This is a genomic window from Pseudarthrobacter sp. AG30 (assembly GCF_003116525.1).
In the GTDB taxonomy this organism is placed as follows: domain Bacteria; phylum Actinomycetota; class Actinomycetes; order Actinomycetales; family Micrococcaceae; genus Arthrobacter.
This window is the reverse complement of the sequence record NZ_QEHL01000003.1, coordinates 33,428-47,582: the sequence shown is the minus strand read 5'-3', so window position 1 is coordinate 47,582 and position 14,155 is coordinate 33,428. Positions and strand designations below refer to the sequence as shown.

The 14,155-nt window shown below is 67.4% G+C and carries 13 protein-coding genes and 1 tRNA gene; 7 read left to right on the top strand and 7 right to left on the bottom strand.

Features of this window, described 5'->3' with window-relative positions; translation table 11 throughout:
* Positions 1–54: 54 nt before the first annotated feature.
* A complete protein-coding gene (locus tag DC347_RS03430; protein WP_109044453.1) occupies positions 55–1,071 on the bottom strand; it encodes a hypothetical protein in 1,017 nt (338 codons plus the stop codon).
* 190 nt (positions 1,072–1,261) lie between these two features.
* Here DC347_RS03430 and pepN point away from each other — a divergent pair, with 190 nt between their 5' ends.
* Together pepN and DC347_RS03420 are read left to right on the top strand one after the other, a co-directional pair.
* Positions 1,262–3,835, top strand: coding sequence for an aminopeptidase N (gene pepN, locus DC347_RS03425; protein ID WP_109044452.1), 2,574 nt, complete (start codon positions 1,262–1,264; stop codon positions 3,833–3,835).
* On the top strand, positions 3,832–4,305 hold the full coding sequence (locus tag DC347_RS03420; RefSeq protein ID WP_018761587.1) for an OsmC family protein: 474 nt from the start codon (positions 3,832–3,834) through the stop codon (positions 4,303–4,305). The genes pepN and DC347_RS03420 overlap by 4 nt, the downstream gene beginning before the upstream one ends.
* On the opposite strand, the gene DC347_RS03415 is transcribed toward DC347_RS03420, so the two are convergent.
* The gene (locus tag DC347_RS03415; protein ID WP_109044451.1) at positions 4,302–5,297 is read right to left on the bottom strand and encodes an NAD-dependent epimerase/dehydratase family protein; all 996 of its coding nucleotides are present in this window, start codon (positions 5,295–5,297) and stop codon (positions 4,302–4,304) included. The two genes, DC347_RS03420 and DC347_RS03415, sit on opposite strands and share 4 nt — an antisense overlap.
* A gap of 65 nt (positions 5,298–5,362) precedes the next feature.
* On the opposite strand from DC347_RS03415, the gene DC347_RS03410 reads away from it, so the two are divergent.
* Together DC347_RS03410 and DC347_RS03405 are read left to right on the top strand one after the other, a co-directional pair.
* Positions 5,363–6,046: a mechanosensitive ion channel family protein gene (locus DC347_RS03410; RefSeq protein WP_018761589.1), complete on the top strand. Its 684-nt coding sequence runs from the start codon at positions 5,363–5,365 to the stop codon at positions 6,044–6,046.
* Between the two features lies 1 nt (position 6,047).
* A complete protein-coding gene (locus DC347_RS03405; RefSeq protein ID WP_018761590.1) occupies positions 6,048–6,527 on the top strand; it encodes a globin in 480 nt (159 codons plus the stop codon).
* A 24-nt stretch (positions 6,528–6,551) separates the two neighbouring features.
* On the opposite strand, the gene DC347_RS03400 is transcribed toward DC347_RS03405, so the two are convergent.
* The gene (locus tag DC347_RS03400; protein ID WP_018761591.1) at positions 6,552–7,211 is read right to left on the bottom strand and encodes a hypothetical protein; all 660 of its coding nucleotides are present in this window, start codon (positions 7,209–7,211) and stop codon (positions 6,552–6,554) included.
* A 64-nt stretch (positions 7,212–7,275) separates the two neighbouring features.
* Here DC347_RS03400 and DC347_RS03395 point away from each other — a divergent pair, with 64 nt between their 5' ends.
* Positions 7,276–8,211, top strand: a complete 936-nt coding sequence (locus tag DC347_RS03395) for an acyl-CoA thioesterase II (RefSeq protein ID WP_018761592.1) — start codon at positions 7,276–7,278, stop codon at positions 8,209–8,211.
* Between the two features lie 84 nt (positions 8,212–8,295).
* Here DC347_RS03395 and ettA read toward each other — a convergent pair whose 3' ends face one another.
* The 3 genes from ettA to DC347_RS03380 form a co-directional block, all read right to left on the bottom strand.
* Positions 8,296–9,978, bottom strand: coding sequence for an energy-dependent translational throttle protein EttA (ettA, locus tag DC347_RS03390; protein ID WP_018761593.1), 1,683 nt, complete (start codon positions 9,976–9,978; stop codon positions 8,296–8,298).
* A gap of 60 nt (positions 9,979–10,038) precedes the next feature.
* Positions 10,039–10,596: a hypothetical protein gene (locus DC347_RS03385; protein ID WP_109044450.1), complete on the bottom strand. Its 558-nt coding sequence runs from the start codon at positions 10,594–10,596 to the stop codon at positions 10,039–10,041.
* A gap of 112 nt (positions 10,597–10,708) precedes the next feature.
* Entirely contained in the window at positions 10,709–11,266 is a 558-nt protein-coding gene (locus tag DC347_RS03380; RefSeq protein ID WP_109044449.1) for a single-stranded DNA-binding protein, read from the bottom strand.
* A gap of 206 nt (positions 11,267–11,472) precedes the next feature.
* Here DC347_RS03380 and DC347_RS03375 point away from each other — a divergent pair.
* A tRNA-Arg gene (locus DC347_RS03375) sits at positions 11,473–11,545 on the top strand.
* A gap of 51 nt (positions 11,546–11,596) precedes the next feature.
* Here DC347_RS03375 and DC347_RS03370 read toward each other — a convergent pair.
* Complete coding sequence (locus tag DC347_RS03370) at positions 11,597–12,823, bottom strand: ROK family protein (RefSeq protein WP_109044448.1); 1,227 nt, start codon at positions 12,821–12,823, stop codon at positions 11,597–11,599.
* 141 nt (positions 12,824–12,964) lie between these two features.
* Between DC347_RS03370 and xylA the strand changes: the two genes are divergently transcribed.
* Positions 12,965–14,152, top strand: a complete 1,188-nt coding sequence (gene xylA, locus DC347_RS03365) for a xylose isomerase (protein ID WP_109044447.1) — start codon at positions 12,965–12,967, stop codon at positions 14,150–14,152.
* Positions 14,153–14,155: the final 3 nt, after the last annotated feature.

The window sequence follows — 14,155 nt, the reverse complement described above, 5'->3', positions numbered from 1 at the left end:
CGGCCGGGTGGGGGCCGGAACAACACCGATAAGGATACTAGGACTGCTCCGGGGTCAGGACCCGGGCTGCCCAACCGCCGGCGGTCCGCCCCCGCGCCGTGCCCTGGCCGCGACCCTGGTCAGGACATCGGCCAGCCGTGCCGCAGAGGCCAGGGTGCCGCCGCTTACGGCCAGGCGCTGGCCGTCCGTCTTGCGCACGACGACGGCGGGCCCGCTGCTGACCAGCATCGCCGCGGTGCCGCGATGGTGCCGGTAGCCCCACCCGCCGTAGTCAGCGGCCCTCACCTCGGCTGCGCTGGCGGCCGAAATGGCGCCGGCGGGGACATCCATGACAGGTACCACTCCGGCAAGCAGGACCTTCAGGCCGCCGCGGTCAGCTTTGACGCGGGCGAACAGGAACGCCGTGCTGACAGCGGCCAGGAGGACCAGCAGGATCCCGAGCCACGGCAGCACGACGGCGAGCAGCGCTGCCGGGAACAGCGTGGCGATGCCGATCATGACGAAGACCGAGCTCCGGGCGTGCACCCACAACCGGATGGTGTCCAAGGCGAGATCCGGGTCCGTTTCCCTGGCGATGGCGGTTTGCAGGGCACGGTCGTCGTCCGGGGACCACTGCCGGTCAGCCTTGTAGACCATGGCCATGGTGACGCCCAGGGAAACAGCAGCGCCGCTCCCGAGCGCCAGGACGGTCATGTCCACGCGTGACTGCCGGGCGTCAGCGAGTCCCACCTGGCCGATGAGGCCTGCCGCCAGGGCCGAGGTGATAAAGAGGCTGAGGAAGAAGCCGGTGCCCATCATGATCCGGCGCATCAGCACGGGCCTGCCCAGGGGCACCGCCTGCAGCAGGACCACCCAGCCGGCAACCACAATCGCCCCGGCCCCTGCGCCCACATAGGCGCCGAATGGGGCGAAGGCGGCACCGCCGTCGGCCGTCCAGCGCACCGCGAGCGGGTCTGGAAGGTCAGGCCGGAGCAGCCAGGCGCAGAAGGCGAAGGCGGCGGCGAGCGCGACGGGGAACCCGAGGGCAAAGCGCAGCGCCTTGGCATCCACCGAATCCAGCAGCTTTCCCATGCGTCCAACGCTACCCCCGCAACCCCGGGAGGAAATGACGCGGCCGGGGCCGCGGCGCGCTGTGACCCGGGCAAGCTGTGACCCGGGCAACTTGCCAAGGACTGCAAGGATGAAAGAATGCAGCACAGTGCCGGAACCGGGACCACCGGCCGGCAACCGAAACTTCTCTGGAGGCCCTCCTTTGCCAGGTATGAACCTGACGCGCGCCGAAGCCCGTGAGCGCGCCGAACTGATCACCGCCGAGTCCTACGATGTCAGCCTCGACCTGACCCGGGGCGGAGAGGTCTTTGGCAGCACCACCACCGTGAAATTCACGGCCGTGCCGGGATCGTCCAGCTTCATTGATGCTGTGACCCGGACCGTGCACAGCGTGACGCTGAACGGCCGCGCCCTCGATCCCGCAACCATGTCCGACGGCGTGCGGATCCAACTGCCCGGGCTGGAGGAGCACAACGAGCTGACCGTCGTGGCTGACATGCCCTACATGAATACCGGCGAAGGCCTGCACCGGTTCGTGGATCCGGTGGACAACGAGGTCTATCTCTATACCCAGTTCGAGGTTCCGGATTCACGCCGCATGTTCACCGTCTTCGAACAGCCCGACCTGAAGGCAACCTTCGCGTTTACGGTCACGGCGCCCTCGCACTGGGATGTGGTGTCCAATTCCCCCACCCCGGAGCCGGTGCAGGCCCCGCCCGCGGAGGACGGCGGAGCCAGGTCCGTATGGGCATTTGCGCCCACCCCGCGCCTGTCCTCCTACGTCACCGCGCTGATCGCCGGACCGTACCAGTCCGTCCGCAGCGAGGTGGCCAGCTCGGACGGACGCGTCATCCCGTTGGGCGTGTTCGCGCGGAAGTCGCTCATGCAGTACCTGGACGCGGACAATATCTTCGAACTGACCCGGCAGGGCTTCGGGTTCTTCGAAGCCCAGTTCGGCTGCCCCTACCCGTTCGAGAAGTACGACCAGCTGTTCGTGCCGGAATTCAATGCCGGCGCCATGGAAAACGCCGGCGCGGTCACCATCCTGGAGGGCTACGTCTTCCGCAGCAAGGTCACCGGCGCGCAGATCGAGCGGCGCGCCATTACGGTGCTCCACGAGCTGGCCCACATGTGGTTCGGGGACCTGGTGACCATGCGGTGGTGGAACGACCTCTGGCTCAACGAGTCCTTTGCGGAGTACATGTCCCACCTGGCCGCGGTGGAGGCCACGTCCTTCACCAGTGCCTGGACCACGTTCGCGTCCGTGGAGAAGTCATGGGCCTACCGCCAGGACCAGCTGCCCACCACCCACCCCATCTTCGCCGAGATCAACGACCTGCAGGATGTCGAGGTCAACTTCGACGGCATCACCTACGCCAAGGGCGCCTCGGTGCTCCGGCAGCTGGTGGCCTGGGTGGGTCCTGAACAGTTCATGGCCGGCGTCCGGGAGTACTTCGCCAAGCACTCCTGGCGCAACACCGAGCTGCGCGACCTGCTGGTGGAGCTGGAGAAGGCCAGCGGACGCGACCTTGACGGCTGGGGCCGGCAGTGGCTCGAGACGGCGGGCGTGAACACCCTCACCCCCGAGCTGGACGTGGACCAGGACGGGACGCTGAAGTCCCTGGCGATCGTGCAGTCCGCCGTTCCGGAGTGGCCCACCCTCCGGCCGCACCGCCTTGCCGTGGGGTTCTACAACCTCAACGACGCCGGAAAGCTGGAGCGGGTGCACCGCGAGGAGCTGGATGTCGACGGCGAACGCACGGAGGTGGCGGGCGTGGCCGGCCTGGCGCAGCCGGACCTGATCCTCGTCAACGACGATGACCTCGCCTACGCCAAGGTGCGGCTGGACCCGAAATCCCTGGCCACCGCCACCGCACACCTCAAGGACTTCGAGGCCAGCCTGCCCCGCACCCTCGTCTGGAACTCGGCATGGGATGCGGCCCGGGACGGCCAGGCACCGGCACGGAAGTACGTGGAGCTGATCCTGGCCAATGTGGCCGCGGAGACCGATTCGTCCGTCATCCTGGTCCAGCTCCGCCAGCTGGCCACCACCCTGAATTTCTACGTGGCGGAAGAACACCGCGAAGCCACCATGGTGGCAGCCGCAGACAGGTTGTGGGAGCTGGCATCGGAAGTCCCCGGCGGCTCCGACGCGCAGCTGCAGTTCGTGAAGTCCTTTGCCCTCCTTGCCGGCAGCGCGTCCCAGCTCGACCGGGTAGCGGCCCTGCTGGACGGCTCAGCGGTCCTGGACGGGCTGGCCGTCGACCAGGACCTCCGGTGGGAGCTCGTGGCATCCTTGGTGGCCGGCGGCCGGATGGGCCAGGAGGGCATCGACGCCGAGCTGGAACGGGACAACACGTCCAGCGGGCAGAACGCCGCGGCCCTGGCAAAGGCCGCGCTTCCCACGGCGGAGGCCAAAGCGGCCGCCTGGGAGTCGATCGTGGTCAAGGGTGACCTGTCCAACGCCCTGCAGGGATCGGCCGTGGCCGGCTTCATGCGGGTCCGGGACCGGTCGCTGCTGGAGCCGTACGCGGAGAAGTATTTCGCGGCGGTGCCGGCCATCGTGGCGACCCGGACCCACGCACTCGCCCAGCAGATCGTCGTCGGCCTCTACCCGGCGCTGCTGACCACGCAGGCCACCATCGACCAGACCGACGCCTTCCTGGCGGCGCTGCCCGCGGAAAGCGCCGCGCTGCGGCGGATGATGCTGGAAAACCGCGACGGCGTGGCCCGGGCCCTGCGCGCCCGCGCAGCCGACGTGCTGCCGGACGGCAGCGCGGGGTGAGCATCGGCGAACACACCTACACGCTGACGGTCCAGTGGACCGGCAACCGGGGTGGCGGCACGTCGTCGTACCGGAGCTACTCGCGGGACCATGACGTGCTCATCCCGGGCCTGCCGGTATTGAAGGGCTCGGCGGACCCGACATTCCATGGGGACCGGGAACGGTACAACCCCGAACAGCTCCTCCTGGCGGCCCTGGCGCAGTGCCACATGCTGTCCTACCTGCACGTGGCCGTGAAGCATGGCGTGGTGGTCACTGACTATCGGGACGAGGCCTCCGGGGTAATGCGGCTCAACCGCGACGGCAGCGGCCAGTTCGAACAAGTGACGTTGCACCCCAGGGTCACCGTGGCCGACGCCGGCCAGGTTGAGCTGGCCGCCGGGCTGCACCATGAGGCGAACCAGGTGTGCTTCATTGCCCGGAGCGTGAACTTCCCGGTGGGGCACCAGCCCGTTACGGTGGCAGGCTAGGCACCGCCTTGGTGGAGCATAGCGATCAGCCGCTGCTCCATCTCGGGCGACAGGCCGGCCTTGCGGGGCCGGTCCAGCCCCCGGGCGCGTTCGTCGGCCAAGGTGTCCGCCAGGGTTTCCCGCCAGGGCCGCAGCACCATTCCCGCGGCCCTGGCGGCCTGGTTGCTCCGGGCCATGAAACCCTCGTGGCCGGGCGGGAGCCAGAGCGGCAGGGAGTCCGGGCCTGACCAGTAGTTGATCCCTTGCGCCACCAGCCACGCTTCGGCGGCAGTGGCCGGAGCACCTTGGTGGCCTGCTGTTTCCCGGCAGGCATCCACCAGGGCGCCGAACGGCACCTCTTCCCCACAGGCGTTCAAAGCACCGGTGGTGCCCTGTACGGCCGCGGCCAGGATCCAGGCGGCCAGGTCCCGGACGTCAATGGCCTGGGTAGGATGGGCGGCAATATCCGGGACCAATACCGGCTCCTGGCTACGGGCGAAGCGCGCGGGCCAGTAGCCGTATCGGTCGGACGGGTCGCCGGGGCCGCTGATCAGGCCGGCGCGGCACAGATGGGCGTTCCCGGCAGTCGCCTCAAGGGTGGCCGCCTCGATGGCCACTTTGGACTCTCCATAGTTCTCCGGCGCGGACGGGATCCCCGGAGCGAGCGGAGGCAGGAGGGGTGCGTCCTCCGCCGCGCCCGGAACCGAATGGTCCGCGTAGGCCGAGCAGCTGGAAACAAAGGTCCAGTGCCCCGTCCGGGCGGCCAGCGCCTTGAGTGCGCCGCGGGCAGGTCCGGGGTCCCGCGCCACCTCGATCACGGCATCCCACTCGCCCTCCACCTGGGCATATGCCGCAGCGCCGGCGGACCGGTCCGCCTGCACCCATGCCGTGCCCCGCGGCGGTCCACCCGCGGTTCCCCGGGCCAGGCAGGTGACGGCGTGTCCCGCGGCCAACGCCTGTGCGGCAATGTGCTTGGAGAGGAAGGCCGTACCGCCCAGGATGAGGATGCGCATTGCTCCACGCTACGGCGCTAGGGTTGAAAGAGAACAGCGCAAACCCCCAAGGAGCTATTTCCCCCATGGTCAGTATGTTGTCCATCATTCCCCCGGTCTCCAGCCAGCCCGGCGGCGTCAGCGTTCCGGGCATAGTGATCAGCGTCGGTGTCGGTGTCGGCGTCTGGCTTGTTGCCACCTTCATCATCTCGCGCATCACCAAGCGGGTGGCGTCCGGAAGCAATTTCTTCAAGAAACCCACGTTCAAGTGGGTGGCACCTGCCCTCAGGGCCCTGGACCACGAACGGCGCGTCCAGCGGGCGGAAACCATCGGGTCGCTGCTGAACAGCATCGTCGGGGTCCTGGTGGCAGTCATCACCGGCATGTATGTCCTGCAGAACCTGGACATCAACATCGCTCCCCTGCTGACCAGCGTGGGAATCCTGGGTGTGGCCATCGGCTTTGGCGCCCAGCAGCTGATCCGCGACTTCCTGGCCGGGATCTTCATCACCATCGAGGACCAGTACGGCATCGGCGATGTCATCGAAACCAGCGAGGTGGTGGGCGTCGTGGAGTCCATGGGGCTCCGGATCACGCGGGTCCGCTCCGACGACGGCGCCATCTGGTACCTGCGCAATGGCGAGATCCTGCGCGTGGGGAACCGCTCGCAGGGCCGTTACCTTCCGCTGCATGAGTCCGAGGACGGTACCACCGACCAGGCCTCTGCCCACGTGGAGACCCCAAAGACTGACCAGAAAGCCGGCGAGTAGCATGACTCTTCCCATCGAACCACGCCCCGGCGTCCCGGGCCCCCTCCAGCCACAGCGGCCCCAGCTGATGCAGAACGACCCCTTCAGCCAGCCGGCGTACACCGACAGTTTCTACGAAGCCGTGGGCGGCCACGAGACGTTCGTGAAGCTCATTGATGTTTTCTACGACGGGGTCGCCGCCGATCCGCTGCTTCGGCCGATGTACCCGGAGGAAGACCTGGCTCCGGCAAAGCGCCGGTTCCTGATGTTCCTTGAGCAGTACTGGGGCGGACCCACAACCTACGGTGAGGAGCGCGGGCATCCGCGCCTGCGGATGCGGCACATGCCCTTCAAGGTCACGCCGGAAGCAAAGGACCGGTGGCTGTTCCACATGCGCGCGGCAGTGGACGCCCTGGACCTGCCGCCGCTCTATGAGGGAACACTGTGGGAGTACATGGAGCGTGCGGCCCTGTCCATGGTGAACAGTCCGTCCGGCGCGTGATGCCCGCCCGCCAGGAGCCCGGGTTTACAGGAGGCCGCTGCCGGTGCGCGCCAGGACGTGCCCGCGCGGGCCACTGAGCCTGAACCAGCGGCCGGCACGGTAGAGTGCCTGTTCGCCGTCGGCAAGGAACCCCAGGGCAAGTGCTGCGAAAGCTGCGCCGGCCGGCAGGCCGGAGTGGTCCAGTTCGCGTCCCCACACGGCAGCCCGGGCGTTGTTGACGATCAGGGCGCCGGGTTTGTCCGGCACGATGCCCGCCACTTCGCCGATGCCCGACTCGGCGGCCTCCCGCAGGCGGGCGTCGCTGATGGCGCCCAACGGCTCCCATCCGCCACGCGGGGCGCCTACCCCGGTCCAGGATTCGGTGACGGTGGTGGGCGGAACCGGCAGGTCAACGTCGGATGCGCCGGCGCGGGCAAGCCGGTCCAGGACGGCCGCCAGGGGCACCGTGACGTCTGTCGCTGACGGCTCCGCCAGCGCCATGGTGCGCAGGCCCAGGATGGTGGGGGTCGATTCACCAAGCAGCCGGGGCCGCAGGACGCACACGTAGGCCGCCAGGACGGAGCCGGCGGCCTGAAGCCGGATGGCGCCGTCGTCAATTGCCTTGGCGCGGGTGGCGAACGTTTTCAGGTCCGCAAGATCCCTGGGATCGGCGAAACGGAAGGACGAAGTGAGGAGATCAGACACAACAAGAACACTACCGGCTGCGGGCAGGTTGAGTGGTTCCGCGGCCGCCGTCTAGAGTCGGACCATGACTGAAGCCGAAGCCGGACTGCTGGCGCCCCCCAGCGGCGATCCCACCTCATCGCTGATCGAACTGCTGGACCTTGGTGATCTCGAAGGCGCCCGGACGGACGAGGACATCTTCCTTGGCCCCTCCCAGCGGCAGCCGCATCACAGGGTCTTCGGCGGCCAGGTGCTGGCGCAGTCGCTTGTTGCTTCCACCAGGACGGTTGATCCGGACCGGCTGGTCCATTCCATGCACGGTTACTTCCTGCGGCCCGGCGACGCCAACAAGCCCATCACGTTCGGTGTGGAGCGGTTGCGGGACGGCAGGTCGTTTTCGGCCAGGCGTGTCCATGCCTACCAGGACGGTGTGCCGATCCTGTCCATGATTGCTTCCTTCCAGGTTGAAGCCGAGGGCATTGAACACGCGGCCGCCATGCCGGCCGGGATCCCGGATCCGGAGTCGCTTCCCAGCACTGCGGACCTGCTGGGCAAGTTCGACCATCCGGTGGCGCGGCATTGGGCGTATGAGCGGCCCTTCGACATCCGGCATGTAGACCCTGCCCTGTACGTTTCGGCCAATGGTCCGCGCGAGGCGCGCAACGCCGTTTGGATGAAGACCCTCGGTCCCGTGCCGGACGACCCCAACCTGCACCGGGCGGCCCTGGCCTATGCCAGCGACTACACCCTGCTCGAGTCAATCCTCCGGAGGCACGGACTGAGCTGGATCACCCCCGGGATGAACGTTGCCAGCCTGGACCATGCCATGTGGTGGCACCGTCCCGCCCGGGTGGACGACTGGCTGCTGTACGTCCAGGAGTCGCCCAGCGCCCAGGGCGCCCGCGGCCTGGCCACCGGCAGGATCTTCAACAGGGCAGGCCAGCACGTCGCCTCCGTGGCCCAGGAGGGCATGGTGCGGGTCCCGCTCGACACGGCGGGACCACCCGAATCCGGGTCATAGGGAATCCCTGGACGACATAAGGGCGGCACCCTCTCGGGTGCCGCCCTTATGTCTTCGTGGGTAGGCCGCTTTGTCGGCCGCGGTTTAGTCGCGGGTGAGGCGGCGGTGGGTCACACGGTGCGGCTTGGCAGCGTCGGGTCCGAGGCGTTCGACCTTGTTCTCCTCGTAGGATTCGAAGTTGCCCTCGAACCAGTACCACTTCGAGGGGTTTTCCTCGTCACCTTCGTACGCAAGGATGTGGGTGGCCACCCGGTCGAGGAACCACCGGTCGTGGGAAACGACGACGGCGCAGCCGGGGAACTCAAGCAGGGCGTTTTCCAGGCTGCTGAGGGTTTCGACGTCGAGGTCGTTGGTGGGCTCGTCAAGGAGCAGCAGGTTGCCGCCCTGCTTCAGGGTCAGGGCTAGGTTCAAGCGGTTCCGCTCACCACCGGACAGGACGCCGGCCTTTTTCTGCTGGTCCGGGCCCTTGAAGCCGAATGCTGCAACGTAGGCGCGGGAGGGCATCTCCACGTTGCCGACCTGGATGAAGTCCAGCCCGTCCGACACGACCTCCCACAGGGTCTTGTTGGGGTCGATGCCGCCACGGCTCTGGTCCGCGTAGGAGATCTTGACCGACTCGCCGATCTTCAGGTCGCCGCCGTCAAGCGGTTCCAGGCCCACGATGGTCTTGAACAGCGTGGTCTTGCCAACACCGTTGGGGCCGATGACGCCCACGATGCCGTTCCGCGGCAGGCTGAAGGACAGCCCGTCGATGAGGGTCCGGTCCTCGAAGCCCTTCTGGAGGTTCTTTGCCTCCAGCACAACGCCGCCGAGGCGGGGTCCCGGCGGGATCTGGATTTCTTCGAAGTCAAGCTTGCGGGTGCGGTCGGCCTCCGCAGCCATTTCCTCGTACCGGGCCAGACGCGCCTTCGACTTGGTCTGGCGGCCCTTGGCGTTGGAGCGGACCCAGTCCAGTTCCTCCGCGAGGCGCTTGGCCTGCTTGGCGTCCTTCTTGCCCTGGATCTCAAGGCGGGCGCGCTTCTTCTCCAGGTAGGTGGAGTAGTTGCCTTCGTAGGGGTAGAGGTGTCCGCGGTCCACCTCGGCGATCCACTCGGCCACGTGGTCGAGGAAGTACCGGTCGTGGGTGACGGCGAGGACGGCGCCCGGGTAGCTCGAAAGATGCTGCTCGAGCCACAGCACGCTTTCGGCGTCCAGGTGGTTGGTGGGCTCGTCGAGGAGCAGCAGGTCCGGCTTCTGCAGCAGGAGCTTGCACAGTGCCACGCGGCGGCGCTCACCACCGGAAAGGTTGGTAACGTCGGCGTCGGCCGGCGGGCAGCGGAGGGCATCCATGGCCTGCTCGAGCTGGGAGTCGAGGTCCCAGGCGTCGGCGGCATCAATGGCTTCCTGCAGTTTGCCCATCTCTTCGAGGAGGGTGTCGTAGTCGGCGTCCGGGTTGGCCATTTCCTCGGAGATCTCGTTGAAGCGCTGGATCTTGCCGTAGATCTCGCCAACGCCTTCTTGGACGTTGCCCAGGACGGTCTTTTCCTCGTTCAGCGGCGGTTCCTGAAGCAGGATGCCCACGCTGTATCCGGGGCTGAGCCTGGCCTCACCGTTGGAGGGCGTGTCCAGCCCGGCCATGATCTTGAGAATGGTGGACTTACCGGCACCGTTGGGGCCTACAACACCAATCTTGGCACCCGGGAAGAAGGACATGCTTACGTCATCAAGGATGAGCTTTTCGCCAACGGCCTTGCGGGCCTTGGTCATTGTGTAGATAAATTCCGCCATGGTCTCAAATCTAGTGGGTCGGCGGGCAGATCTCACATTTGCAGGGATCCTTCGGATCGATCAGGACCCGACGAAGCACTTCCCGCTGGCAAGGACGGGCAGGACGGTGACGGTCACGGCCCCTTCCCGGACCTGTCCGATCACGCAGTCCTTGCCTTGCAGCACCGCCGCCTCGATGGCATCCGCTTCCAGCCCGGTCGGCGTGCGGCTTTGCGAGACCTGGAGCACGCCCGGTGAAATGCCGGCTCCCGTCAGGGCGTCGCTTACCTGCCCCGTGGCGGGTTTGGGGGCACCGGCGGCCAACTTGGTCAGGGCGTCGGTGACCGTCCGCTTCACCGTCTCGGTGGCCGCGGCGTCGGCGGCCTGCGACGAAGCTCCGGAGGTGTCCGCGAGCGCCCCGCCGCTGTTTTCACCAGTGGCCGCCGAGGCCTGGGGCCGCGCGGACTGTCCCTGCGTGGCCTGGGCGGCAGCTGACGGAGCCGGGTTGCCTGGCTGGGCCATAGCGGGATCGTTCGATGCAGGACCGGCAACGCACCCTGTCAAGAGTGTGGCCAGGACGGCGCACGCCAGCGCTGCACCGGCCCGGTTGTACTGCCGGTGGGAAAGGGTGTGCCGCATGGTGCCATTCTGCCATGGCCCCGTAAGCGGACGGGCGGTGGACGGCCGGGGGGTGCCGCCGCTCCGCCCGCCCGGGACCTGATGGGACGCGCTGAAGGCTGATGCGTGGTTCCTAGACTTCTGCGAGTTCCCCCGTTTCGAGGTCAAGCGAGGCCATGGCACCATCACTGTCCTCGATGACCACTGACAGATGGCCTTCATCGTCCGGGTGTTCGTCGTCCCTGTCCTCGGGCTCATCCGGGAGTTGGTCCAAGCCCGGGTGGGGGCCGGGCTCGGGGGCTGGTGGTTGTTCCACGAGCGAGAGCGCCGGCCGTGACGATGTCCGGATGAAGTTGGCCGAGCCCAGCGAAAGGTCGTGCCCCACGGTGTCGGCGTCAATGACGGTGGAGTGGTAGACGCGCCCGTCCCTCTCCCAGGTGCGGATCTTCAGTTTGCCAACCACTATGACGGGCTGTCCTTTCCTGATACTGCATCCAAGGGTTCCCGCGAGCTGGCGGTAGCCCTGGACGGTGAACCAGTTGGTGTGGCCGTCATGCCAGGTTTTGGTTTCCCGGTCGAAACGGCGGCTGGTGGAACCGACGCGGAAAGAGGCCGTGGCCACTCCCCCCGGCGTGGTGGAACTCGTGATCTCGGTGGCCACGAAGCCCCGGATGGTGATCGTTTCGCTCATCTCTTCGTCCTGTCTCAATGGTGCTGCCCTGTGCAGGCATGACCAGCATTGCGCCCGGCGGCGGACGGAAGGAGGGGGAGGTTGGTGTATGTGGACAACGATGGTGCAGGTGCCTTTGTGGAGGGACAGTGGGTGACGGATGACAGCGCCGGCAGCTCCGGCAAGGTAAACTTTTCGAGGCGCCGGCGTACAGGCCGGAACCCATTGCCTCAGTAGCTCAGGGGATAGAGCAGCGGCCTTCTAATCCGCCGGTCGGGGGTTCGATTCCCTCCTGGGGCACCCGGATACGCCCCGGTCTTCGGACCGGGGCGTTTTTTGCATTAACCCTTGCTATGCCAGCAGCCTGTGCGGCGCTTCGACGAGCGACCGGATGACACTGCCGGCGGCACCCAGGAGCGCCCCCGACTCCCCCACGGCCGAAACCGAGACCTGGCCGGCCGCGTACCTGCCTGGAGCGTACTTTTGCAGGCTCCCAAGCAGCGGACTGCGAAGCCATGGTTCGAGGACGGCGAAGTGGCCGCCGAGGACGACGGAGGCAATATTGACCACCCGGGCTGTTGACGCGAGCGCTATGCCCAGGCAGCGCCCCGCACGCTCGACGGCGGCCAACGCGCCGGGCTGCCGTGCGTCCAGCGCCTGGAGGAGCTTGGCCATGGCGGCCGAACGCGAATGTTCCACGGGTCCAATCCCGGCCGCCTCGAAGATGGCATCCTGGCCCGCCACGGTTTCCAGGCAGCCCGTCCCGCCGCATGAGCATCGCGCGCCGTCGGGGTCCACCACGATGTGGCCCACTTCGCCGGCATGGCCGCCGGGGCCCGTGAAGAGTTCGGACCCAATCACCAGGCCGCCACCGACGCCCACCTCACCGGAGACAAAGAGGAAATCGGATGCCCCATCGGGCCGGTGCCGCAGCTCGGCCAAGGCCGCAGCGTTGGCTTCGTTGAAGAGGGCAACCCCCAACGGCACTTCCGGCAGGAGGGCGCCAAGGTCAAGGTCGACGCCGGCCCAGCCCAGGTTGGGTGCCGTGAGCACCCGTGCGGCGGCAGGGTCCACCAGCCCGGGCACGGCGAGCCCGCCGCCCAGGACCTCGACGCCGTGTTCCCCGGCCGCACTCCGTACCCGGGCGGCCAGAACGGCGAGCGCCGCCATGACGGGACCTTCCACGCTGTTGCGGTTGTCGCGTTCCTGCACCTCACGGACCAGCACTTTTCCGGCCAGGTCAACCACTGCAGCGGAGATGTAGTCCACATTGATCTCCATCCCCATCACTGCCCGGCCGGGGTTAAGTTCCAGCCCGACACCCGGCCGCCCGCGCCCCTGCGGGTTGAAGCCGATCTCGCGGATGATGCCGGCATGCAGGAGATCCAGCACCAGGCTGGACACGGATGCCTTGGTCAGGCCGGTAGCGGCTGCCAGCTGGGCACGGCTGGGATGGGCCCCCCGCGGGAACTCGGCGATCCGCCCCAGCACCAAGGCCAGGTTGCTTCGCCGGACGTCCCCCACGCTTCCAGGGGCCGACCCCCCGGATCCCGCCACGGCAGGTGCCGGTATCACCATCACAAAGCTCCTCCGTCAGCACGTGGGCCCGGCCGTCATGTGCCCGCCGGACCCTTGACCCCACCCTACGTCCGCCCATATAGTTCAGGCAATAAACTAAAGCTTCGCATCCGGCGGAGCACTCGATTGCAAGGACGCATCATGACTCACTCCCCCACCCCCGCTGACAAGTTCACCTTTGGCCTTTGGACCGTCGGCTGGACCGGCGCCGACCCGTTCGGCGTGGCCACCCGCGCCGCGCTGGATCCCGTGGAAGCAGTCCACCGGCTTAGCGAACTGGGCGCCTATGGCATCACCTTCCACGACAACGACCTGGTCCCTTTTGACGCCACCGCCTCCGAGCGGGAGCTGATCCACAAGAACTTCCGCGCAGCCCTGGCAGAGACCGGCCTGAAGGTCCCGATGGTCACCACCAACTTGTTCAGCCACCCGGTATTCAAGGACGGCGGCTTCACCTCGAACGACCGCTCCATCCGCCGTTTCGCCCTCTCCAAGGTCCTGCGCAACATTGACCTCGCCGCGGAACTCGGGGCCGAAACCTTCGTCATGTGGGGCGGCCGCGAAGGCAGCGAGTACGACGGATCCAAAGACCTGGCCGCCGCGCTTGACCGGATGAAGGAGGGCGTGGACACCGCAGCGGGCTACATCAAGGACAAGGGCTACAACCTGCGGATCGCACTGGAACCCAAGCCCAACGAACCCCGCGGCGATATCTTCCTGCCCACTGTCGGACACGGCCTGGCCTTCATCGCCCAACTGGAACACGGCGACATCGTGGGCCTGAACCCGGAAACCGGCCACGAGCAGATGGCCGGGCTGAACTTCACCCACGGCATCGCCCAGGCCCTCTGGGCCGGCAAACTCTTCCACATCGACCTCAACGGACAGCGCGGCATCAAGTACGATCAGGACCTTGTCTTCGGCCACGGCGACCTGACCAGCGCCTTCTTCACGGTGGACCTGCTCGAAAACGGCTTCCCGGGGGGTGGACCGAAGTACGACGGCCCGCGCCACTTCGACTACAAGCCCTCCCGCACCGACGGCTACGACGGCGTCTGGGAATCCGCGAAGGCCAACATGTCCATGTACCTGCTGCTCAAGGAGCGGGCCCTCGCCTTCCGCGCCAACCCCGAAGTCCAGGAGGCGCTCAAGGCCTCCGGCGTCTTCGAACTCGGCGAGCCCACGCTCAACGCCGGCGAAAGCACCGCGGACCTGCTCGCCGACGCCGCCTCCTTCGAGGACTTCGACGCCGACAAGGCCGCCGAGCGCTCCTTCGCGTTCGTCCGCCTCAACCAGCTTGCCATCGAACACCTCCTGAGCGCCCGCTAGGCC

Coding starts and splice junctions, on each gene's coding strand:
- pepN (WP_109044452.1), top strand. CDS start 1,262: ATGAACCTGACGCGCGCCGAAGCCCGTGAGCGCGCCGAACTGATCACC.
- DC347_RS03380 (WP_109044449.1), bottom strand. CDS start 11,266: ATGAGCGAAACGATCACCATCCGGGGCTTCGTGGCCACCGAGATCACG.
- xylA (WP_109044447.1), top strand. CDS start 12,965: ATGACTCACTCCCCCACCCCCGCTGACAAGTTCACCTTTGGCCTTTGG.
- DC347_RS03385 (WP_109044450.1), bottom strand. CDS start 10,596: ATGCGGCACACCCTTTCCCACCGGCAGTACAACCGGGCCGGTGCAGCG.
- DC347_RS03405 (WP_018761590.1), top strand. CDS start 6,048: ATGACTCTTCCCATCGAACCACGCCCCGGCGTCCCGGGCCCCCTCCAG.
- DC347_RS03430 (WP_109044453.1), bottom strand. CDS start 1,071: ATGGGAAAGCTGCTGGATTCGGTGGATGCCAAGGCGCTGCGCTTTGCC.
- DC347_RS03395 (WP_018761592.1), top strand. CDS start 7,276: ATGACTGAAGCCGAAGCCGGACTGCTGGCGCCCCCCAGCGGCGATCCC.
- DC347_RS03415 (WP_109044451.1), bottom strand. CDS start 5,297: ATGCGCATCCTCATCCTGGGCGGTACGGCCTTCCTCTCCAAGCACATT.
- ettA (WP_018761593.1), bottom strand. CDS start 9,978: ATGGCGGAATTTATCTACACAATGACCAAGGCCCGCAAGGCCGTTGGC.
- DC347_RS03370 (WP_109044448.1), bottom strand. CDS start 12,823: ATGGTGATACCGGCACCTGCCGTGGCGGGATCCGGGGGGTCGGCCCCT.
- DC347_RS03410 (WP_018761589.1), top strand. CDS start 5,363: ATGGTCAGTATGTTGTCCATCATTCCCCCGGTCTCCAGCCAGCCCGGC.